This window comes from Streptomyces sp. NPDC088915, from assembly GCF_044749825.1.
Taxonomy (GTDB): Bacteria; Actinomycetota; Actinomycetes; order Streptomycetales; family Streptomycetaceae; genus Streptomyces.
In genome coordinates, this window is sequence record NZ_JBIVIR010000014.1 from 1 (window position 1) to 20650 (window position 20650).

Annotated in this window: 24 protein-coding genes and 1 pseudogene; 9 read left to right on the plus strand and 16 right to left on the minus strand. The window is 73.1% G+C overall.

All coding sequences use genetic code 11. The features are described 5' to 3' along the window. Positions 1-239: 239 nt before the first annotated feature. Positions 240-997 (plus strand): annotated as a pseudogene (locus ACIP5O_RS24145) (transposase family protein). A 343-nt stretch (positions 998-1340) separates the two neighbouring features. Here ACIP5O_RS24145 and ACIP5O_RS24150 read toward each other — a convergent pair. Then, complete coding sequence (locus ACIP5O_RS24150; protein WP_401296567.1) at positions 1341-2057, minus strand: hypothetical protein; 717 nt, start codon at positions 2055-2057, stop codon at positions 1341-1343. Between the two features lie 202 nt (positions 2058-2259). Here ACIP5O_RS24150 and ACIP5O_RS24155 point away from each other — a divergent pair, with 202 nt between their 5' ends. Further along, the gene (locus tag ACIP5O_RS24155) at positions 2260-2772 is read left to right on the plus strand and encodes a hypothetical protein (RefSeq protein WP_401296569.1); all 513 of its coding nucleotides are present in this window, start codon (positions 2260-2262) and stop codon (positions 2770-2772) included. An 18-nt stretch (positions 2773-2790) separates the two neighbouring features. Here the strand turns inward: ACIP5O_RS24155 and ACIP5O_RS24160 are convergent, their stop codons facing one another. Further along, positions 2791-3198, minus strand: a complete 408-nt coding sequence (locus ACIP5O_RS24160) for a hypothetical protein (RefSeq protein WP_401296570.1) — start codon at positions 3196-3198, stop codon at positions 2791-2793. 235 nt (positions 3199-3433) lie between these two features. Here ACIP5O_RS24160 and ACIP5O_RS24165 point away from each other — a divergent pair, with 235 nt between their 5' ends. Further along, positions 3434-4048, plus strand: a complete 615-nt coding sequence (locus tag ACIP5O_RS24165; protein ID WP_401296572.1) for a DUF4231 domain-containing protein — start codon at positions 3434-3436, stop codon at positions 4046-4048. Positions 4049-4110: 62 nt separating this feature from the next. On the opposite strand, the gene ACIP5O_RS24170 is transcribed toward ACIP5O_RS24165, so the two are convergent. Continuing rightward, on the minus strand, positions 4111-4560 hold the full coding sequence (locus ACIP5O_RS24170) for a lamin tail domain-containing protein (RefSeq protein WP_401296573.1): 450 nt from the start codon (positions 4558-4560) through the stop codon (positions 4111-4113). 138 nt (positions 4561-4698) lie between these two features. On the opposite strand from ACIP5O_RS24170, the gene ACIP5O_RS24175 reads away from it, so the two are divergent. Then, the gene (locus ACIP5O_RS24175; protein ID WP_401296575.1) at positions 4699-5610 is read left to right on the plus strand and encodes an MBL fold metallo-hydrolase; all 912 of its coding nucleotides are present in this window, start codon (positions 4699-4701) and stop codon (positions 5608-5610) included. A gap of 36 nt (positions 5611-5646) precedes the next feature. Here ACIP5O_RS24175 and ACIP5O_RS24180 read toward each other — a convergent pair whose 3' ends face one another. Then, positions 5647-6405 (minus strand): GntR family transcriptional regulator, encoded by a 759-nt coding sequence (locus ACIP5O_RS24180; protein WP_401296576.1) that lies wholly within the window; start codon positions 6403-6405, stop codon positions 5647-5649. Positions 6406-6593: 188 nt separating this feature from the next. On the opposite strand from ACIP5O_RS24180, the gene ACIP5O_RS24185 reads away from it, so the two are divergent. Together ACIP5O_RS24185 and ACIP5O_RS24190 are read left to right on the plus strand one after the other, a co-directional pair. Further along, on the plus strand, positions 6594-6827 hold the full coding sequence (locus ACIP5O_RS24185) for a hypothetical protein (RefSeq protein ID WP_401296578.1): 234 nt from the start codon (positions 6594-6596) through the stop codon (positions 6825-6827). 54 nt (positions 6828-6881) lie between these two features. Continuing rightward, positions 6882-7121 (plus strand): DUF2277 domain-containing protein, encoded by a 240-nt coding sequence (locus tag ACIP5O_RS24190; RefSeq protein ID WP_401296580.1) that lies wholly within the window; start codon positions 6882-6884, stop codon positions 7119-7121. Between the two features lie 42 nt (positions 7122-7163). On the opposite strand, the gene ACIP5O_RS24195 is transcribed toward ACIP5O_RS24190, so the two are convergent. The 5 genes from ACIP5O_RS24195 to ACIP5O_RS24215 all read right to left on the minus strand — a co-directional run bounded on the left by ACIP5O_RS24195 (position 7164) and on the right by ACIP5O_RS24215 (position 11339). Then, a complete protein-coding gene (locus tag ACIP5O_RS24195) occupies positions 7164-7799 on the minus strand; it encodes a DedA family protein (RefSeq protein ID WP_401296582.1) in 636 nt (211 codons plus the stop codon). 340 nt (positions 7800-8139) lie between these two features. Beyond that, positions 8140-8580, minus strand: coding sequence for a DoxX family protein (locus ACIP5O_RS24200; RefSeq protein WP_401296961.1), 441 nt, complete (start codon positions 8578-8580; stop codon positions 8140-8142). Positions 8581-8923: 343 nt separating this feature from the next. Next, positions 8924-9574: an HNH endonuclease family protein gene (locus ACIP5O_RS24205; protein ID WP_401296584.1), complete on the minus strand. Its 651-nt coding sequence runs from the start codon at positions 9572-9574 to the stop codon at positions 8924-8926. A 585-nt stretch (positions 9575-10159) separates the two neighbouring features. Continuing rightward, complete coding sequence (locus ACIP5O_RS24210; RefSeq protein WP_401296585.1) at positions 10160-10834, minus strand: HAD-IA family hydrolase; 675 nt, start codon at positions 10832-10834, stop codon at positions 10160-10162. A gap of 283 nt (positions 10835-11117) precedes the next feature. Then, the gene (locus tag ACIP5O_RS24215; protein WP_401296587.1) at positions 11118-11339 is read right to left on the minus strand and encodes a peptidoglycan-binding protein; all 222 of its coding nucleotides are present in this window, start codon (positions 11337-11339) and stop codon (positions 11118-11120) included. Here ACIP5O_RS24215 and ACIP5O_RS24220 point away from each other — a divergent pair. Next, positions 11338-11907, plus strand: a complete 570-nt coding sequence (locus tag ACIP5O_RS24220) for a hypothetical protein (protein ID WP_401296589.1) — start codon at positions 11338-11340, stop codon at positions 11905-11907. The two genes, ACIP5O_RS24215 and ACIP5O_RS24220, sit on opposite strands and share 2 nt — an antisense overlap. Positions 11908-12373: 466 nt before the next feature. Beyond that, a complete protein-coding gene (locus ACIP5O_RS24225) occupies positions 12374-14437 on the plus strand; it encodes a DHA2 family efflux MFS transporter permease subunit (protein ID WP_401296590.1) in 2064 nt (687 codons plus the stop codon). Positions 14438-14519: 82 nt separating this feature from the next. Here the strand turns inward: ACIP5O_RS24225 and ACIP5O_RS24230 are convergent, their stop codons facing one another. From ACIP5O_RS24230 to ACIP5O_RS24245, 4 genes are read right to left on the minus strand one after another with little or no spacing between them, the layout of a single operon-like run. Continuing rightward, positions 14520-15803: a HEAT repeat domain-containing protein gene (locus ACIP5O_RS24230; RefSeq protein ID WP_401296592.1), complete on the minus strand. Its 1284-nt coding sequence runs from the start codon at positions 15801-15803 to the stop codon at positions 14520-14522. A gap of 14 nt (positions 15804-15817) precedes the next feature. Further along, the gene (locus ACIP5O_RS24235; protein ID WP_401296594.1) at positions 15818-16321 is read right to left on the minus strand and encodes a GNAT family N-acetyltransferase; all 504 of its coding nucleotides are present in this window, start codon (positions 16319-16321) and stop codon (positions 15818-15820) included. A gap of 43 nt (positions 16322-16364) precedes the next feature. Beyond that, positions 16365-16694, minus strand: coding sequence for an antibiotic biosynthesis monooxygenase family protein (locus ACIP5O_RS24240; protein ID WP_381389200.1), 330 nt, complete (start codon positions 16692-16694; stop codon positions 16365-16367). 54 nt (positions 16695-16748) lie between these two features. Next, positions 16749-17183, minus strand: coding sequence for an NUDIX domain-containing protein (locus ACIP5O_RS24245; RefSeq protein WP_401296596.1), 435 nt, complete (start codon positions 17181-17183; stop codon positions 16749-16751). Between the two features lie 31 nt (positions 17184-17214). Here ACIP5O_RS24245 and ACIP5O_RS24250 point away from each other — a divergent pair, with 31 nt between their 5' ends. After that, complete coding sequence (locus ACIP5O_RS24250; protein WP_401296598.1) at positions 17215-18342, plus strand: serpin family protein; 1128 nt, start codon at positions 17215-17217, stop codon at positions 18340-18342. On the opposite strand, the gene ACIP5O_RS24255 is transcribed toward ACIP5O_RS24250, so the two are convergent. The 3 genes from ACIP5O_RS24255 to ACIP5O_RS24265 all read right to left on the minus strand — a co-directional run bounded on the left by ACIP5O_RS24255 (position 18306) and on the right by ACIP5O_RS24265 (position 20612). Continuing rightward, complete coding sequence (locus ACIP5O_RS24255; protein WP_401296599.1) at positions 18306-18974, minus strand: O-methyltransferase; 669 nt, start codon at positions 18972-18974, stop codon at positions 18306-18308. The two genes, ACIP5O_RS24250 and ACIP5O_RS24255, sit on opposite strands and share 37 nt — an antisense overlap. Continuing rightward, positions 18971-20083 carry a DUF2330 domain-containing protein gene (locus ACIP5O_RS24260; protein WP_401296601.1) on the minus strand — a complete coding sequence of 371 codons (1113 nt, stop codon included), beginning with the start codon at positions 20081-20083 and terminating at the stop codon, positions 18971-18973. Before ACIP5O_RS24260 ends, ACIP5O_RS24255 begins: the two co-directional genes overlap by 4 nt. 127 nt (positions 20084-20210) lie before the next feature. After that, the gene (locus ACIP5O_RS24265; RefSeq protein ID WP_401296603.1) at positions 20211-20612 is read right to left on the minus strand and encodes a transglycosylase SLT domain-containing protein; all 402 of its coding nucleotides are present in this window, start codon (positions 20610-20612) and stop codon (positions 20211-20213) included. Positions 20613-20650 lie beyond the last annotated feature (38 nt).

Sequence of the window (20650 nt, forward strand, 5' to 3'; positions counted from 1 at the left end):
GCGCCCGCCGCATCTCGTGGCCACACACATCACACGTCACAGCCGGATCCTGTCATGCAACGCCACACCCGCCGTCGGCAGCGGAGTCTTCGACCGAACCGCATTTTGTTAGGGGTTCTTAGTGAGCTCTTTCAGAGCGGCCACTGATCGGGTGACGGGCTAACGTCCCGCAACGCACGAAGCTCCCGTGCCGTTGAGAGAGGTGTTCGACGTCTCAACTCATCAGCTCAGAAGCCTCGTTGGTTCCCCATCCTGCCGCACTCGACCTGCCGCACGTCTTGGTCGAGTGGGTATCCATGCTCATCGTCACCCGTGAGGGTGACCGATACTGCAAGCTCCCGCCCCACCAGCGTGCCCTGGTCGGCCTGGTCGGCCTGGTCTACCTTCGTCGGCGCTACACGCTTACGCAGATCGCCGCCGGCTTCGGCATATCCGTCGGCACCGCCCACGCCTACGTCACGGCCGTCGTCGAGCACCTGTCCCGCCGGGCACCCGGACTGCTGCGGGTCCTGCGCGAGACGGATCCGGATCACGTCCTGCTCGACGGGACGCTCGCCGAGTGCGACCGCGTCGGCGACAGCCGGGCCGACTACTCGGCCAAGCACCGCCGGCACGGCGTGAACGTGCAGGTCGTCGCCGATCCCACGGGCGACCTCCTGTGGATCTCGCCCGCGCTGCCCGGCCGCATCCACGACCTGACCGCAGCCCGTACCCACCGCATTATCCGGATCTGCGAACGCCAGGGCGTTCCCGTCCTCGCCGACCGCGCCTACATCGGGGCCAGGCCCTGGGTGACCACACCGATCAGACGGCTTCCCGGCCGGGACCTCGCACAACCCAGCGGACAATCAACCGCGCCCTGTCAGCGGCGCGAGCACCGGTCGAACGAAGCATCGCGCGACTGAAGCCCTGGCGGATCTTCCGCCAGGCTCGCTGCAGTCCCAACCGCATGACCGTCATCGCCGCAGCCATCCTCACCCTGGAGCGTCACCGCTGAAAAGGCTCAGTGACCGCCAGGCGTGTCCCAGAGCTGCCGGAAGGTGCGGTTGCTCGCTGTCAATGAGGGAGCCAGCGGACGCGTGCCAGATCAAGCGGTCAACCACGGACACTCAGAGCCCGTGGCGGGGTAAGCGCCCGTTGAGAGACTCGTCGTCTGGCACCCGCGACGAGCTGCGAGAACGTATCCATGCGTTGCGCCAGGCTTACAAAGCAGATGTCGGCGGTTCGAAACCGTCCGCGCCCACAGACGAGAAGCCTCCGGCCGCAGCGGCCGGGGGCTTCTCCGCTTTGCTCGTGCGGGCCTCGTCGTCCGGGATCCGATCGGTGCCGTCGTCTCCGTCTCAGGCCCGGTGAGTGGGCGTTCCCCCATCGTTCAGGGCGTTGCTGATCTCCACCAGGCGGCTTCGGGGCAGGGCGAAGGCGTTGTCAGGGTTCCGGTAGGAGTGCCCTCCGTCGTTGATCCAGGCGCCGTCCGCCCGTCTCCAGTGGGCGTGGGCCCACTGGCCCTGGTTGTCGAGGAGGATGCGCGCCACCTCCGCGGATTCCTCGATGACGGTGAGGGCGGCGAGCGCGGAGGTGAGGGTGGCGGCCGCGTCGTCGGGAAGCAGTGCGTCGCCGAGCGTCGGGAAGAGCAGCAGGAGGCGGGCGTCGGCGCCGTCGAAGCCTTGTGCCGTCGGCTGCCGGGCGACGGACAACAGCTCCGGCCAGGCCAGGCCGGGCCCCATGAAGTGGCCGTCGTCCACGGCGACGGTCTCCGCCACCGGCCACGTCGGGTGATGGAGCAGGTAGTCCACCCCGCGCTCTCCCTCGATGTTGCGGTAGACGACGTGGAAGGTGTGCCCGGAGCGCAGGGGCACGTCGAACACCGGCCAGGCGCGCTCGTCGTGCAGCAGGTGGAGCAGGTCCATCGCGGCCTCCCAGTCGGCGCCGAACGCGGCCCGCTGAGCGTCCTCGCTCCGCAAGCAGGTGCCGAGGTGCACCGGCCAGAACAACGGGTCGTTCAGATAGGCGGAGCCCTGGACCAGCGGGCCTTCCTCGTAACCGGGAATCTTCAGCACGGGAGGATGGTGGCACGGTGGACTGACACCGCTTCGGCCGCGGGCTGTTCGAGCGGCCGGAATTCGTCTTTCTCAATTCTTGCTCAGAAGGGCGCTCTTTTCTGCCCGATCTCCGCGCCCATGGTTACGGTCGTCGCAGGGGTCGCCTCACTGACCTGGCAGGCGGTCCCGTGAGCGGTCTTGACGTGGGGGAAGCGTGCGGATGACGGAACGGGGCGGGCCGGACGGCGGGAGTGGTGGTGAGTTCGTGACGGCGTCGCGTAGGTCGTCGGTCGCGGTTCTTGTTCTCGGGTCCCTTCTGGTGGCCGGGTGCACCGAGAGTGCTGAGCCGGTGGGTGCTCCCTCGGTGTCGGTGGGGGTGAAGACGCCTCGGGGGGAGAGCGAGGGAAGTCAGGGGGAGCGGGCCAAGGCCGTGCTCGAGACGGTCTCGGGGGATGATCAGGGATTCGTGGAATCCGGGGTGGAGCGTGTGAGGGAGGGCCTGCACCATCGGTCCTCGCTCGTGAAGGGGGAGGTCTCCGTGGTGTGTGTGGGGACCGGGAGCGTGCGGGTCGTCGTCGGCGGTGGGGATCCGCAGGCCGTGCCGTGCGACGGGGTGGCCGTGAGGCGGGACGTGGAGAGCGCCCCGGAGGAGTTGCCCCTCGACGTCACCGCGGAAGCCGGAGCCACGGGCATGATCGCCTGGCAGGTCGTCTCCGTGGCTTCGGCTCCCTGAGTCGGGTCTCTCCGGGGGTCAGTAGGCCCGGGCGAAGACGCGGGCGCCGTTGTGGAAGGTGATGGTCAGGCCCGTCTGGGAGGCCGCTTCCGGTTGGGTGGACCAGCGTTCGACGGACGCGATCTCCGGAGAGGCGGCCTGGGCCAGGGCGGCGGCGAGCCAGGCCTCGGGGGAGTCGGTCTTCCGGGGCGGCTCCCCGGCGGGGATCGGGGCGCCGGTGGACGGTTCGTCGAGGAAGCCCTCGTGCTTGGCGCCCTCGGGCAGCTGACCGGTGAACTGCCACCGGCTCTCGGTCGCGCCCACCGTGATGACCACGCCGAAGGGGTGCTTGGTGTCACCGGACTCGGCGAGGGTCTGCACGCCGTCTGCTGTCGGGCTGTTCTTCACGATGTCGACGACGAAGTCGCTGAATCGCTGGGGGCGCATGTGCGGGCATGTCCTTTCTTGCGGGCTGTCCATCCTAGGGATCGTGGGGCGGGTGGTCGGATCCGCATGCGAAAGCCTCGGGCCGTGATCGGTCCGGGGTCCTTTGTGTTCGGGGTGGGGCTGCGTCAGGTCGAGTCTTGATCACTACCGTCTTCTTGTTGCCCGCCGTCGCTTCGGCGGCCCCTGGAGGCGGGGAGAATTGACGCGGACCTCGGGCCGCGGGTGTACTCCCCGCATGGCTGAAGCGGGGGTCGCGCCCGAACAGGGCGCGCAGGGCGGCGAGATGACGCCGCAGCGGTACATCGAGACGCGCGTCGAGCAGTACCAGGGGTGGTACGACGCCAAGGCGACCCACATGAAGGCGATGCACCTGCGGATGCGGACCGTGTCCGTCGTCGGCGGGGCGTTCGTGCCGGTGTTCGTGAACCTCGACCTGGGCTTCGCGCGGATCACGGCCACGGTCCTGAGCGTGGTCGTCGTCGCCGCGGTGTCGCTGGAGAGCGTCTACCGGTACCGGGAGCAGTGGAAGAACTACCGCTCCACCGAACAGCTCCTCGGGCACGAGCGCGTCTACTTCGAGACGAAGGTGGGGCCCTACCGCGGCCTGTCGAAGCGCGAGGCGTTCTCCGTGCTGGTCGCCCGGGTCGAGAAGGCCATCGCCAACGAGAACTCGGCCACCCTGAACGTCATGACGCTCGGCGGGCAGGTCAACTCCGACGTGCAGGTCGGGGTTCCCGCCGCCCGTACCGAGAGCGTGGTCGTGGAGAGCGTCCGGGCCGAGAGCGTGCAGACCGAGAGCGTGAAGGTGGAGAGTGCCCGGAGCGGAGTGGGCGGGGAGGGCGGCCAGTAGGAGCGTTTGTGGTGTGGGCCCCGGCGGTCTCCGGAGCCCACCCCCTCAGACGCGGTGCCGCGTCAGCACCACTTGTAGTCCACCCGCGTCGAGTTGTACGAGCAGGTGTCGACGCTCGCGCCGTTCGACTTGCGCAGCGTCGCCGTGTCCCGGTCGTTGTTCCAGACGTACGCCCCGCGGTTCTGGTAGACGTTCGCCGAGGTGTTCGTGCCGCGGCCCGTGCGGACCGTCACGGTCTTGCCCTTGCCCAGGACGAAGTTGCCGAACGTGTACTTGTGGTTGGCCGCGTCCGTGAGCGTCCAGCCCCGCAGGTTGACCGAGGCGCCGGTCGTGTTGCGTATCTGCACGTACTCGCCGTTGAGGCTGGCGGTGGACCGGTTGTCCGAACCGGGGCTGTCGTACCAGATCTTGTAGAGGTGGACCGAGCCGGCGGCCTGGGCCTGCGCGGGCAGCAGGAGGACGCCGGAGGCGGCGGCCGCGGTCACGGCCGCGAGCGTGCGTGCACGAAGCATGGATGTCCCTCGATTTCTGCCGGGTCCCCGCCGATGGGGATCCGGCGAGCACACAGGATACGCACGATCTTCACCCCCTCCGCACAACTTGCGGGAAAGCGGGGGCGGGAGGAGGCACGCCTGTTCTAGGCTCGCCGCATGGTCAGCGACGCCCCTCGGGACACCGACGCTCTCCGGGGCGGCGATACCCCCCGAGGCGGCGATACCTCCCGGGTCACCGACGCCCTCCGGGTCACCGACGCCCTCCGGGTCACCGACGCCCTCCGGGTCACCGTCCTCGGATCCGCCACCCCCTACCCCCGCCCGGGCAACGCCTGTTCCGGTTTCCTCGTCGAGGGCGGCGGCGCGCGGGTGTGGGTCGACGCCGGAACCGGCACCCTCGCGGAACTCCAGCGGTACGTCGCGCTCGACCGGGTCGACGCCGTGTGGCTCTCCCACCTGCACGCCGACCACAGCGCCGACCTCCTCACCGCCTCCTACGCCCTGCTGTACGCCGGGCTCGACCTCCCCCTGCCCCTCCCGCTCCTCGGCCCGCCCGGCACCGCCGACCGCCTCGCCGGCTTCCTCACCAACGGGCCCGTCCGCAGCCCCGTCGAGAAGGCCTTCGCCGTGGAGGAGCTGTACGACGGGCACGTCACCCGGATCGGCGGCCTCACCCTCCGCTCCCGGGCCGTCGAGCACGGCGGCCCGTCCGCCTTCGCCCTGCGCGTCGAGGACGGGCGGGGGTGCTCGCTCGTGTACTCCGGGGACTGCAAGCCCTGCCCCTCCCTCGTCGAACTCGCCCGTGACTGCGACCTGTTGCTCTGCGAGGCCGACGGGGACGGCCCCGGGCACCACTCGGCCGCGCAGGCCGGGCGGAGCGCCGCCGAGGCGCGGGCCCGCCGCCTCGTCCTCACCCACGTCGGACCCGGTACGGAGCCGGGCGAGGCCGTCGCGCTCGCCGCCGCCGCGTATTCCGGGGAGGTCGCCCACGCCGACCCCGGGCTGCGGTTCGTCCCCGGGGCGGGCCGGGAGGAGTGGATCGAGACCCCCGCCGGACCGGGTGCGTGACGCGGGCCCGCGCCCCACGGGCCCCCCGCGCGGCCCTCACGCGTCGAAGTCGTACTCCAGGACGTACGACGACGAGTCCAGGGTCATCTCGTTCAGCTCCACCGCCACCCCCGCCTCCGTGAAGGCCGTGCGGTCGACGAGGATCACCGGCGTCCCGAGCTCCAGGGCCAGCCGCTCCGACTCCTCCGCCGTCGGCATCCGGGAGCGGATCTCCTCCCGGAAGCGCACCGGCCGCCGGCCCAGCTCGGCCAGGCGGGCGTAGGTGCCGCCCGGGCCCGTGTCCCGCTCGGCGATCGGCGTCCCGCGCACCAGCTCGGCCGGGAGGTACGAGACGGAGAACAGCACCGGCCTGTCGTCCAGGACGAACCGGCGGCTCCGGACGCAGACGGGCGCGCCCGGCGGCAGGTTCAGCGCCTCCGCGACCCGGGCGCCGGCCTCCGCCTCGCCCACCTCGATCCGGTCGACCACCAGGTCCCGGTCCTCCACGTCCGCCGACCAGATCGAACGGCCACCGCCCCAGAGGTCGCCCGCCAGGCGCGGGATGCCCCGGCGGCGCAGCGGGCGGAAGACGCGGACGAACACCCCGGAGCCCTTGCGCGCCTCGGCGAGCCCCTCGGTCCGCAACACGGAGAGGGCCTGCCGGGCCGTCATCCGCGCCACCCCGTAGGTCGCCATCAGGTCGTTCTCGCCGGGGAGCCGGTCGCCCGGCGCGAAGGCGCCCGACCGGATCGCGTCCCTCAACTCATCAGCGATCCGCTGGTACTTGGGCCGTCGAGCGCTGTCCTGGTCGGTCACGGGTGGACCACTCCCTTCATCTGCGGGACACCCTACGGCGCGCCCCTCGACGCGGAAGCACACGTGTACGCCGTCCCGACCGGTCGATCCATCCATCGGGGGACATCTCTAGAGATACGTTGACAGGGCCGGGTCGCCGCGCTTCCCTGAGTGTCCCCATGCTTCAGGTTCCGGGACGGAGGGGACGCGTGCAGCCACTGCCCGAGGTCGGTGACCTCGTCCGTGACACCGCCACCGGGCGGGTCGGGTTCTACGTGGACAGCGTCTCCGGGCGCTTCCGCATCCGTGCCGTCCACGGCGGCACCGAGTGGGATGCCGAGCCCGTCGACGTCCAGCCCGCCACGCCCCTGCACGAGCTGCGGGCCCGTACCGCCGAGATCAACGCCCGGAGCAGACGCGGCCTCGGCGGCGTCGGGGCGTAGGGGGGCGTGATGGCGAGCCGGGCGGTTGTCAGTGGGGCGCGCCACACTGGAGGCATGTGCCGCAGCATCAAGACGCTCCGCCCGCCCGTGCTTCCCGAGGAGGCGACCGAGGACGACATCCGCGCCGCCGCCCTCCAGTACGTCCGGAAGGTCTCCGGCTTCCGCGCCCCCGCCGCCCACAACCGCGAGGTCTTCGAGCGGGCCGTGGACGAGATCGCCGAGGCCACCGCGAGACTCCTCGACGGCCTGGAGGTGCGCGGGGCGCACCCGCACCCCGCGAGGGCGCGCTCGTGACCCGCGCGAACGCACCCGCGCCCAGTAGGACCGCGCCCGTCCTCAGGAAGCGGGCGCCGGAGCCGTGGCCGGACGGCGCAGGAGGTACGCGGCGAGGCCGCCCGCCAGGAAGAGCGCGAGGGTCGACACCCCCGCGCTGAACCAGGTCGCGCCCAGCCACTGACCGCCCAGCCAGCCGAGCCCCACGCTGTACGACGCCCAGGTCACGCCCGCGAGGGCGGACCACGGCAGGAACTCCTTGCTCCGCCGCTTCGCCGCGCCCGCGCCCAGCGAGACCACGGAGCGGCCCGCCGGAGCGAAGCGCGCGAGCACCACGAGCAGTCCGCCGCCCCGGGCGAGCGCGGTGCCGAGACGTTCCTGCGCAAGGGAGAGGCGCCGTGAGCGGGCTATCGCCCGGTCCAGCCTCGCCCCGCCCCGGCGCGCCAGGCGGTACGCGAGGAAGTCGCCGAGCACCGAGGCCGTGGCCGCGCAGAGCAGCAGGGGGAGGAGCGACGGCACGTCGGGGGAGGCCGCGGTCGCCGTCGCGGCGGTCGCCGCCGTGGCCGCGGTGATCACCAGGAAGCCGCTCGGCAGCACGGGCAGGAAGACGTCGAGCAGGATCGACGTCGCCACCACCGGATAGATCCACGGGCCGGCGGTGAGCGACCGCAGCGAGCCCAGGCTGTCGAGCAGATTCACAGGGGCAGAGCCTACGCGGGATCGGGGTCCCGCCGCCGGGTGGGTGCCGGGCGGGCCCGGCGGGGTGCCGGCGCGCGACGTCGGTGCTGCGGACCGGTGTCACCGCCGGTGTCACCGCCGGTGCCGCGCGCCGGTGTTCGATCGTGCGGGAACCTGGAGGGAGTCGTCCGGTACGGGGTCGGTACCGGACGCACACCGCGTGCGGGAAAAGGCCGGAATCCGTGCTGCGGACCCCGGCCCCTTTCCTGTAGGACGCCGAGACTGATGAGCCTTCCGGTCCTGCTGGTCCTGTGCGTCTCCGGGCCGGGCGGGGGGACGGGGATCCGGCCCGGACCCGGGCTCAGGCCGTGACCGGCGCGGCCTGCTCCTCGTGCTCCTCGGTCTTCTTCGCGGTCCTCTCCCCGTGCGCGGTCGCGTCCGCGCCGTTCCGGCCCCCGGCCCCGAAGAGCCGGTCCAGGGCCAGCGCGCCCGGGCCGGTGAAGACGAGCAGGAAGAAGGCCCAGCAGAACAGGGCCGAGGTCTCGCCGCCGTTCTGGAGCGGGAAGAGGGCCCCGGGCTGGTGGACCTCGAAGTACGCGTACGCCATCGAGCCCGAGGCCAGGAAGGCGGCGCTGCGGGTGCCGAGGCCGAGCAGGACCAGGCCGCCCGCGACGAACTGGATCACCGCCGCGTACCAACCGGGCCAGGTGCCCGCCTCGACCGTGCCGCCGCCGTGGGCCCCGCCGAGGACGCCGAAGAGCGAGGCGGCGCCGTGGCAGAGGAAGAGCAGGCCGACGACCATGCGGAAGAGGCCGAGTGCGTACGGCCGGGCCTGGTCCAGGCGGGCCGTGAGGCCGGCCGCGCCCTCGGCACCGGTACGGGTGCCGGCGTTCGTGTCGACGGCCGTACCGGCCGCCTCGCCGGTCTTGCCCGGTGCGGTGGGATCGCTGGTGTTGCTCATGGGGTGGGACTCCTTCGGTCTGGCCTCGTCCGTCGGCGGACGAGGTGGGGGACGGAACCGATGAGTCCGTAGGTTAGGTTCACCTCACTAGTACTTGCAAGTTCAACATCGGACCGCCGGGAAGTGTGTGGTCGTGTTCACTTCCCGGCGAGCGTGCCGTGACGTTTCTTCAAGTGGACTGGTGTCAGCAGCCGTTGAGGACGGACTGGAGGGCGCTCTTCTCGGCGGAGTCGACGCTGAGGTTCCAGTGGTACTTCACGTGCACCCAGGCCCTGACGTACGTGCAGCGGTAGGCCGTCCGCGAGGGCAGCCACTTCGCCGGGTCGAGGTCGCCCTTGGCCTGGTTGACGTTGTCCGTGACGGCTATGAGCTGCGGGCGGGTCAGGTCGTTGGCGAAGGACTGGCGCTGGGCGGTGGTCCAGGAGCTGGCGCCGGAGCGCCAGGCCTCGGCGAGCGGGACCATGTGGTCGATGTCGAGGTCCGAGGCGGCGGTCCAGGTGGCGCCGTCGTACTCGGAGTACCAGCTGCCGCCGGTGGCGGCACAACTGGAGTCCGTGACGACGTTGTTGCCGTCCCGCTTGAGGACGGTCTCGCGGGTGTTGCAGGCGCCGGACTGGGTGATCCAGTGCGGGAAGAGGTCCCGGCTGTAGCCCGAGGTGGAACCTTCCGCCTTCACCGTGAGGGCGGCCAGGTAGGTGCGCGCGGTCGCGGCGCTGACCGGGGTGGGCATGGCGGCCTGGGCGGCGGGGGCGGTGGCGAGGAGGCCGGTGACGGTGAGGGCGGCGGAGGTGGCGAGCACGGCGAGTCGACGCGCGTAGACGCTGCGGACGGACATGTGAACTCCCTTGAGGTGGGGGGACCTTGGCGGGTGCCGTCCCCGTGGGGCACCGGGCGGCGGCCCGGTCATCGTGGCGGCGCCAGGTTTCCGTACGGGGTGCGCCAGGTAACAGGGTGACGACATGGGCACGTCACATCAAGGGGTGTGCGTGTGCTGACGGAGCGCCAGATTCCGCCCGGTGGTCGGGGGTTGAGGGGGCGGAGCGCGGGGTGGTGCGGGGTGCGGTGCGCGCGGGGGGCGCATACGGGGCGCCGCGCCGGTGGGGTGGCGCCGGTGGGTGGGGTCGGTCACCCGGGAGTGTGGGGCCGGGGGCCCGGCGCGTCCAGAGGCCCGGCGGAACGTGCGGCGCGTCCGCGCGGGCTCCGGGGTGTGTACGGGGCTCCGGGAGGGGCGTGCGGGGCTCCGGGGGCGTGCGTGACGCCGGGAGGCGTGCGCGCAAGTCCCTTCGCCCGTACGGAGGTTACGCGTTCGTCCGCGCGGGTGCCGGTCGGCGTCGGAGGCGGGTGGCCGCAACGAAAAGCGCTCGCGCGCGGCCGGACGGTCCGGCCGCGCGCGAGCGGGGGTGCGGGTGGGGGAGGGGCGTTACGACGCGGTGGTCGTCGTCAGCGTGATCGTGCCGTCCGGTGCCGCCTCGACCCGCAGGCGGGTGAGGTCCGGCACGTACGCGTCCGGTGCGAAGGCCGCCGCGCGCGGGCCCACGCCCACGACGCGCATGCCGGCCGCGCGGCCCGCCCGGATGCCGGCCTCGGAGTCCTCGAAGACCACGCAGTCCTCCGGGGCGAAGCCCAGTGCGGCCGCGCCCTTCAGGAAGCCCTCCGGGTCCGGCTTGCTGGCACCGACGCACTCGGCCGTGATCCGGATCTCCGGCACGCGCAGCTCCGCCGCCCCCATCCGCGCCTGGGCGAGCGCCTCGTCCGCCGAGGTCACCAGGGCGTGCGGCAGGTCCGCGATCGCGGCCATGAAGGCGGGTGCGCCGCCGACCGGCACGACCCCGTCGAGGTCGGCGGTCTCCTCGGCGAGCATGACCCGGTTGTCGGCGTGGTTCTCCTCCATCGGGCGGTCCGGGAGGAGCACGGCCATCGTCGCGTACCCCTGGCGGCCGTGGACCACCTGGAGCACGGCGTCCCCGTCCAGGCCCTGCCGCTCGGCCCAGCGGCGCCAGCAGCGTTCGACGACGGCGTCCGAGTTGACGAGGGTGCCGTCCATGTCGAGGAGGAGGGCGCGGGCGGTGAGCGTTGCCGGGGTGGTGGCAGGCATCGGGGTCTCCAGAGGGGGTGGCGCGGAGAACAAGGCGGACCCGCCCACCGGTCAGGGAGTGCGGGCGGGGCCACTTTGTTTTTTAACGATACAAAACCGGGGGCGGTCTTGGCCAACCGGCCCTCCCGGTGTCCGCATCCTGGGACTGTCGGCCGTCATCCGGTACCGCCTGTCGTCGCACCGGTCCCGGCCCCGATCCCGGCCCCGGCCCCGATCCCGGCCCCGGCCTTGGTCCCGGCCCCGGCCCGCGCCCTCGGCCCGTGACCCCGGGTCGCCCCGCCGCTCAGCCCCCCGACTGCTCCCCTTCCAGTACCGCGCGCGTGCTCGGCCCGTACACGCCCGGCGGGTCGTCCTGGATCGACCGCCAGCGCTGGAACTCCCGGACGGCCTCCCGGACCTTGTTGCCGTAGCGGCCGTCGACCGGGCCGAAGTAGACCCAGGCGGCCCGCAGCCGCCACTGGAGGTCCTCCACCTCGGGCCCCTCGTCGCCGTAGCTGAGGGTCATGGCCCGCTCGGGCTCCTCCGTCGCCTCCGGGGACCGCGTGGGCCCCGCGGTCGTCGCCGACGGCGTGCCCGTCGGCGACGCCGGGGCCGTGACGGCGGGAGGGGCCGCCGGACCGGTCGACGCGCCGGGACCCGCGGAGGCGTCGGCGGACCCCGAAGCCGAAGCGGAGGGGGAGGCGGAGGCCGTCGCGGACGGGGAGGCGGAGGGCGACGCGGACGTCCGGCGCGGCGTCGGGGACGACGACATCGGCTCCGGGCTCCCGGACGAGGGGGACGGCTCCTCGGACACGGCCGGGTTCAGGGACGCGCTCGTCGTCACCTCGGGCACGGCCGCCCGGTCGTCCGTCCCGCCCCCGCCGAGGGCGGCCGCCGCCAGGGCCGCCGTGCCCGCCACGGCGACGGCGGCCACCGCCGCGATCGCCACGCCGCGCCTGCGGCCCCGCGGCCGGTCCCCGCCGGGCGGGGGCGGCACCTCGCCGACCCCGCGCAGCAGCAGCGGCATCGTCTCGGAGGGGTCGCCCTCGTGGCCGGCGTACGGCACCGGCCCGGTGGCGTCCCCGTACGGGTGACCCTGCGGAGAGGGGCCCGGACGGACCGCCGCCAACCGGGCGGTCGGCGGATCCACGTCGGCGCCCCCCGCGCCGTACGCCTCCGCGTCGTGCGCCTTCGTTCCGTACGCCCCGCCATATGCCCCCGCTCCCGGCCCCGCCCCCGCTCCCGGCCCCGCTTTCGCTCCCGCCCCCGCTCCCGCGTCCTCCCCCGCGTTCAGCGTCACGTACGGCCGGATCCGCAGCGGATCGAAGTCCTCGGCCGCCGCCAGTTCGGCCCGGGCGCAGGCGCAGCCAGGTCTGTGTACACCGCATTCAGGACAGACGTGTCCGGTCATGATGGGTCCCCTCCCCGATACAACTGCGAGCGATTATGCAGCCCACCCCCTCCCGCTGGGGGAACAGGCGTGCCCCTCCGCAGGCCATAACCGGACATTCGGATCAGGATGGAGAGGCTGCCCGAGGAAAAGACGCCGAGGAGACGCCCATGGCCCAGGACCTACGCCCGTCCCCGCCCGGCGGAGGTGCCTCCGCACCGGGGGAGGGGCAGCGCCACAGCACCGTCCTCGTCGCGATCGGCGCGCTGCTGCTCGGCATGCTGCTCGCCGCGCTCGACCAGACCATCGTCTCCACCGCCCTGCCGACCATCGTCAGCGAGCTCGGCGGCATGGAGCACCTCTCCTGGGTGGTCACCGCCTACATGCTGGCGTCCACCGCCGCCACCCCCCTCTGGGGCAAGCTGGGCGACCAGTACGGACGCAAGAAGCTCTTCCAGGCCGCCATCGTCCTCTTCCTCATCGGCTCCGCCCTCTGCGGCATCGCCCAGAACATGCCGCAGCTCATCGGCTTCCGCGCCCTCCAGGGCCTCGGCGGCGGCGGACTCATGGTCCTGTCCATGGCGATCGTCGGCGACCTCGTCCCGCCCCGGGAGCGCGGCAAGTACCAGGGCCTCTTCGGCGCCGTCTTCGGCGCCACCAGCGTCCTCGGCCCCCTCCTCGGCGGCCTCTTCACCGAGCACCTCTCCTGGCGCTGGGTCTTCTACGTCAACCTGCCGATCGGGGTCGTCGCCCTCTTCGTGATCGCCGCCGTCCTGCACATCCCGGTCCGCTCCACGAAGCACACCATCGACTACCTCGGCACCTTCCTCATCGCCTCGGTCGCCACCTGCCTGGTCCTCGTCGCCTCCCTCGGCGGCACCACCTGGGACTGGGGATCGCCGCAGATCATCGGCCTCGCCGTGCTCGGAGCCGTACTCCTCGTCTGGTTCGTGTACGTCGAGGGACGGGCGGCCGAGCCCGTGCTGCCGCTCAAGCTGTTCCGGATCCGGACCTTCACCCTCGTCTCGGTCATCAGCTTCGTCGTCGGCTTCGCGATGTTCGGGGCGATGACCTACCTGCCGACGTTCCTCCAGGTGGTGCAGGGCGTCACCCCGACCATGTCCGGCGTCCACATGCTGCCGATGGTCCTCGGCCTGCTGCTCACCTCCACCGCCTCCGGCCAGGTCGTCAGCCGCACCGGCCGCTGGAAGGTCTTCCCCGTCGCCGGCACCGCCCTCACCGCGATCGGCCTGCTCCTCCTCCACCGCCTGACGGAGACCAGCTCCACCTGGGAGATGAGCGCCTACTTCTTCGTCTTCGGCGCGGGCCTCGGCCTCGTCATGCAGGTCCTCGTCCTCGTCGTGCAGAACGCCGTCTCCTACGAGGACCTCGGCGTCGCCACCTCCGGGGCCACCTTCTTCCGCTCCATCGGCGCGTCCTTCGGCGTCGCCGTCTTCGGCACGCTCTTCACCAACCGGCTCACCTCCAAACTGGAGGACGTCTTCGCCGCCGCCGGACCGGACCTGCCGCCCGGCGTCGGCCCCGGCCAGGTCGCCGCCGACCCGCGCGCCGTCGCCCAGCTCCCGCCCGAGCTGCGGCCCTCCGTGCTCCACGCGTACTCCACGTCCATCACCGACGTCTTCCTGTACGCGTCGCCCGTCGTCCTCGTCGCCTTCGTCATCGCCTGGTTCCTCAAGGAGGACCGGCTCCGCACCTCGGTCACCGCGCCCGACACCACGCAGACCCTCGCCTCCAACCCGGTCGAGCGCTCCTCGTACGACGAGTGCGCCCGCGCGCTGTCCGTCCTCGGCTCCCGCGAGGGACGCAAGGCGGTCTACGTGAAGATCACCGAGCGCGCCGGGCTCGACCTGCTGCCCGCCGCGAGCTGGCTGCTGCTGCGCATCCGCCGGCACGGCACCGTGGAGCCCGCCCGGCTCGCCGAGACCACCCCCGTACCGCTGCGGGCGATCACGGAGGCCTCCCGGCAGGTGGAGGAACGGCGCCTGGTCGCCCGCGAGGGCCTCCAGCTGATCCTCACCGAGGAGGGCGTACGGGTCTCCACCCGGCTCGCCAAGGCGCGGGAGGAGTCGCTCGCCGAACTCCTCGGCGACTGGTGGGACCCCGAACGGCCCACCGACCTGGTGAAACTCGTGGAGGAGCTGACGGCCGAACTGAGCGGCTCCGACGCGGAACGGCCCCGCACGTCGGAACCGCCCCGCGATCACCACGCGTGAGCGGGGGAGCGGGGGAGCGGGAGAGCACGTGAGCACGTGAGCACGTGAACGCTTGAGCGCGTGACGCGGTGGCGACGGCCCGTCACTCCGTCGCCGCCTCCCGCTCCCTCCGGCGCTCCTCGTACCGGTCGGGCGCGTAGAGGATCCACGACCAGGGCTCGGTGTACTCCTCGGCCACGGGCCCCACGCGGGCGGCGCCGTCGACACAGCGCGGATCGTCCCGCTCGGCCAGGCCGAAGGCCGCCCAGATCCGTGTCCGCTGCTCCTCGTCGTCGAGGAGCCCGGCCAGCGCGTCCCCGACGGCGGGCGCGGGATCCCGGCTCTCCGCGAGGTGGTGGGCGACGAGTCCACGGACGGCGGCGTCGGGGTCCCGGGCCAGGGTGAGCATGGCCTCCAGCCCCTCGGGGGTGCGGTAGGTCCACCACCCCCGGTCGCCCAGTGCCCGGCGCTCCAGGGCCCGGGGCACCATGAGGCGCACCCGCGGATCGGGGTGCGCGAGGTGGGAGAGCCCCAGGGGCTCGATCCTCGGGTCCTCGTGGTCGCCCAGACAGGCCAGGATCTCCGCCAGGACGCCCGGGTGCTCCTCCTCCGCCGCCCAGTCGAGGAAGAACTCCGGATTGCGCCGCGCGAACGGACCCGGGTCCTCGGACTCCTGGTCCCAGGTGTCGAGGAAGCCCACGACGTCCGCGCCGAAGCGCCGGTACAGGGGGTCGGAACGGGCGCGCAGCGCCGCCGCGGCCTCCCACGTCTCGTCGTCCTGCCGCTCGGCGAGGGTGGCGGTGATCTCCCACCAGGAGGCGAACCCACTGTCGGGGTGTTCGAGCGCGCACGCGCGTGCGGCCAGCTCGTCGACGCCCGGACGCAGCCCGAAGCGCTTCTCCAGGAGGGTGAGGACCCCTGTATGGCCGTCGCGGACGGCCGTCCCGCCGAGCCGGATCTCGTGGTACTCGGTGAACCACTCCCCGTCCCGCACCCGGACGGTCTCCACCGGGTCCGGGGAACCGGTCCGCTCGCGCAGCACGGCGACCGGGCCCCTCTCGTGCCACTCCCGGGCACGGGCCAGCAGTTCCGCGCGGGCGGCCCCGTCGAGCGGGGTCACATCCAGCAGGCTGGAGACGAGACCGACGGAGCCGCTGTCGACGGCCCGCAGCAGCGGGGTGCTCCCGTCGTCCAGCCGGCGGAGCACGTCCGCGCCGGCGGACGCCAGCTCCCCGGCGATCGACGACCTGAATGCGGCAACGGCCAGACAGAGCACGGACGTACCCCGCTCGTCGAGCGAATCAGGATCCGCGCCGTCCTCCAACAGGTTCCTGACGCCGCACTCGTCCCCGCTCGACACCGCCGCGACGAGCGGATCCCCCTCCATGCCTCCCCTCCCCCTCATACCGCTGCGACCGGAAGCAACTCCTTGCCGTACCAGATCTCCATGTACGGACCGGTGCAGTACGCCGGTATCTCCGCGTACCCGTGCCGCACGTACACGGTCCGCGCCTCGATCAGGTCCAGGCGCGTGTTGAGGACCGTCCGGCGGGCGCCGAGCGCGCGGGCCGCGTCCTCCAGGGCGTCCAGCAGGAGCCCGGCCCCGCCCCGGCCCCGGAAGGCGGGCCGCAGGTAGACCCGGGTCAGTTCGGCCCGGCCCCCGTCGAGGAGGAGCACCCCGCCGCATCCGGCCGGCTCGCCCCCGAACCGGGCGACCCGGAAGTCCCCGGTCGGCGGGGCGAGCAGCCCGGCCCCGTCGTCCGTCAGCCCCTCGTCGATCTCGGCCGCCGTCGCGGGCCGCTTCCAGTACCGGCTCGCGACCTCGTCGTAGTAGTCACGGCGCAGGGCGGTGGCGTCGGGAGTGCCGACGCGCTCGGGGGAGAGGGTCCAGGTCACGCGCGCCATTGTGGGACGCGCGCGACCGGCGGCGCACCCGGGTTTTACGGGCTCAGCCCTTCGGCGCCGCCTGCTGCACGACCTCGAACGACCACAGGGTCGACCCGGACGCGGCGGGCTTCGGCCGCTCGCCGCCGCCCTCGCCGCCACCCTGGTGGGCGGCCCGCATGGAACCGTTCATCCAGTTCTGGAAGTCCTCCTCGCTGCGCCAGCGGGTGTACACCAGGTACTGGTCGGTGCCCTCCAGGGGCCGCAGCAGCTCGAACCACTCGAACCCGTCGGACCCCTCGACGGCCCCGGCCCGCGAGGCGAACCGCTGCTCCAGCACCTCGCGCTGCTCGGCCGGCACGGTCAGGACGTTGATCTTCACCACACTGGGCACACGACACCTCTCAGCAAACACGGGCCGGGCGCCGCGCCCGGCCTCGAACGGACGCTATCCCAGGTAGGGGGCCGACCGGCGCTCCAGGGCGTGCCCGACGCGCAGCCGCTGGGTGTGGTGCATGGGGAGCGCGTCGAGTTCCCCGGGCGCCACGAAGCGGAGCTCCGTGCTCTCCTCCGAGATCGCCAGGGCGCCGCCCACGACCCGGGCCGTGAAGCAGACGTTGAACTGCCGGCGCACCTCTCCGTCGCCGTACGCGATGACGTGACGGGGGTCGGTGTACGTGCCGACGAGACCCGTGATCTCGACGTCCAGGCCCGTTTCCTCCTTGACCTCCCGCACGGCCGCGCCGGGCAGGGACTCGGTCATCTCCATCGCCCCGCCCGGCAGCGCCCACAGGTCGTCGTCACGACGCCGCTGGAGGAGGAGGCGGCCCGAGCCAGGAATCCCCGTCCCTCCGGGTAGAGGGGGAGCAGTCAAGATGCTCATAGAGGCAACGGTTCAGAGGCAGGGAGAGAACATGGGCGGCTTCGAGTCGACGGTTCCGGCGGACACGGTACGGACCCTGGCCGCGCGCTGGCTGTCCCGGCTCGGGGACGGGGACTTCGTCGTGTCGCCGGTCGGGTTGTGGCTGGCGCTCGGGGCCGTCGCGGCCGGGGCGCGGGGGCGGACCGCCGGGGAGTTGTACGGGCTGCTCGGGGTCGAGGGGGAGGCGGCCGCCGGGGCCGTGACCGGGGTCGGGCGGCGGCTCGCGGGGGCGGAGGGGCTCGCGGTGGCCACCGGGGTGTGGGCCCGGGTGCCGGTCCGCGAGGAGTTCCGGCGGGGGCTGCCCGACGTGCGGTTCGGGGAGTTGGGCGAGGGCGCGCAGAGCGCGCTCGACGCGTGGGTGCGGGAGGCCACCGGCGGGCGGATCGGGGGGCTGCCGCTCGGGCTCGACGGTTCCGAGGAGCTCGTCCTGCTCAACGCCCTCGCCCTGAAGGCCTCCTGGGCCGTGGCCTTTCCCCGGCACCTCACCCGCGACGAGCCCTTCACCGACGGGGACGGCCGCATCCGACCCGTACCGACCATGCGGCTGCGGATCCCGTCCGCCCGGGTCTGGTACGTCGACGGGGTCACCGTCGTGGAGCTGCCCTGCGCGGGGGAGGGGGCCGCCCCGGTGCGGTTCGTGCTCGGCGCGGAGGAGGCCGGGCCCGGCGAGGTGCTGCCCGCCGCCTGGGCCGGGCCCGGGGCGCGGAAGCGGCTCGCCGCCGACGCGGCCGACCTCCTCCTGCCGCGCTTCACCCTCCGTACGAGGACCGAGGCGCACGCGCACCTGGCGGCGCTCGGCCTCGACCTGGCCCTGCGCCCCGGAGCCGACTTCTCCGGCCTCTCCCCCGACCCCCTCTTCATCGACAAGGTGGTGCAGGAGGCGGTGGTCGAGGTCGCCGAGGAGGGCGTCGAGGCGGCGGCCGTCACCCAGGTCAGGATGGCCCGGAGCGCGGCCCCGCCCCGCCGCGAGGCGGTGGAGCGGATCGCCTTCGACCGGCCCTTCGGCGTCGTCGTCCTCGACGCCGAAGGGGAGTTGCCGCTCTTCGCGGGGTGGCGGCGGAGCGCGCCGACCCCCATGGACGGTCAGTCGACCACGCGGGCCAGCAGCAGCCCGTCGTAGCCCTTCGAGCCGACCGTCTGGAACGCGGTCGCGTCCAGGCGCGGTTCGCGGGCGACCAGGTCGAACATCTCGCGGGTGCCGGTGACGGACGGGTCGTCCGGGTGGGCGGTGGCGACCTTGCCGCCCCGCACCACGTTGTCGACGACGATCACCGTGCCCGGCCGGGAGAGCTTCAGGGCCCACTCCACGTAGTGCGGGTTGTTGACCTTGTCCGCGTCGATGAAGACCAGGTCGAACGGGCCCGCGCCCTCCGCCTCCAGCTGCGGCAGGCTGTCCAGGGCCGCGCCCGTGCGGACCTCGACGAGCTTGTCGAGACCGGCGCGGGCGATGTTGGAGCGGGCGACGTCCGCGTGGGCCGGGTCGTACTCCAGGGTGACCAGGCGCCCGTCGGCGGGCAGCGCGCGGGCCAGCCAGATCGTGCTGTAGCCGCCGAGGGTGCCGATCTCCAGGATGTTCCGCGCTCCCTGCACCCGGGCGAGGAGGTGGAGCAGCTTGCCCTGGTTGGGGGCGACGGCGATCTCCGGCAGGCCGGCCGCCGTCGAGGCGGCGAGCGCGGCGGACAGCGCCTCGTCGTCCGGGGCGAGCAGTTCGGTGAAGTAGGCGTCGACGTCGGTCCATTGCGAAGTGGTCATGCGGTCGAACGTACACCCGCCGCCGGGGCCCGGCGGCGTCGTGACGCCCGTACGGCCAGGAGCGTCGCCACCGCCGTGAGCAGCAGGCCGCCGCCCACCGTCAGGAGCCAGGCGGGGACGCCGCCGGCGACGGTCAGCAGCCGGTCGGTGTACACGACTTCGCGGTACGGGGTGTCGGCGACCCGCCGCAGGCGGTGGTCGTCGTCGATCCGCTCCGGGTGCGGGAACTCCTGCTCCAGGACCGTCAGATGGACCGGCCGGTCGCCCGCGAGCGCGGCCACGGCCCCCTCGGGCCGCTCGATCCGCCCCGCGAAGGTCACCTCGGGCCGGTCGCCGCCGATGGGGGAGCGGGGCTCCATCCGGTGGTCGGCCAGGACGGACAGGCCGAGGGTCTGGGGCGTCTTCGCGAGCCGCGAGAGCCGCATCGGATAGACCAGCTCGGGCGAGGCGAAGGCGATCCGCAGCGGGGTCAGCTCGCCCCGGAGGACGGAGCCCTTCTCCTCGGGCGCGAGGCGGACCGCCACGTACTCCCACGTCCGCTCGACGTACGGCCCGAGCGCGCCGGTGAGCCGGTCGGGCAGGTCGAAGCCGTTCGTGCGGAGCCAGTCGCCGAGCGCGTCCGGGTCGGTGGCGGTCAGCCGGGCCACGTCGAAGGGGCCGAGCCGCTCCCGGCCGACGACACCGACGCCGCTGCCCGCGCCGGGCGGCGCCCCGGCCCCGTCGCCGTGATCGGTGTCGAACGGCCAGTCGTCCTCGCGCGGCCAGAAGTGGAAGCGGTCGCGCCGCTCGGGCGCGGTGAGCCGGTCGATCTCGTCGAACAGCTCCGGGTCGCCGAGGGAGACGTCGGCCCGGCCCGGCACCGGCATGATCCAGGCCGCCCGCTCGGCGTCCCCATGGACGCTGAAGCGCATCACGATCGTCTCGGTGCGCCCGTCCCAGCGGACGGCGGACTCCTCGCGGTCGACGCCGATCCGCCGCGCCCCGTCCGGGATCATCGCGCCGCAACCGCAGGCGTACGCCGGTGCGACGAGCGAGCCGGCCTGGAGCGCGAGCAGCGCGACGAAGGCCGTCAGGATTCTTCTGATCAGGATGTGGTGTGTCCCCCGCATGGCGGTTTGGACGCGCGCGGGGAAGATCCGGTTCCTCGGGAAGGGCCCCCGGGAACGCCGCAGGCCCCGCCCCTCCGTGAGGAGGGCGGGGCCTTGCGTGTGCGCTGTGCGGTGCCGGGGCTGTTTCTCAGTACCAGCCGTGGGCCTGCCAGAACGCCCAGGCGGCGTTCGGGGAGCCGTAGCGCTCGTTCATGTAGTTGAGACCCCACTTGATCTGGGTGGCGGGGTTCGTCTTCCAGTCGGAGCCGGCCGAGGACATCTTCGAGGCCGGGAGGGCCTGGACCAGTCCGTAGGCGCCGCTGGAGGAGTTGGTGGCCTTGTGGTTCCAGCCGGACTCGTGGGCCACGATCTTGCTGAAGGACGCGTACTGCGAGGCGGGAACGATCTGTCGCGCGACATCCTGCGGGCTGGCGGCCGAGGCCGGGCCCGTCGTGCCGAGCACCGCGCCCGACGCGCCCAGCAGCACGGCTGCGGAGGCGGCGAAGGTCTTCTTGCGGGCGGCGACACGAGTGGTGAGCGAGCGGATCAAGGTTTCTACCTAACTTCGGGGACAGAGGCCGCGCCGGG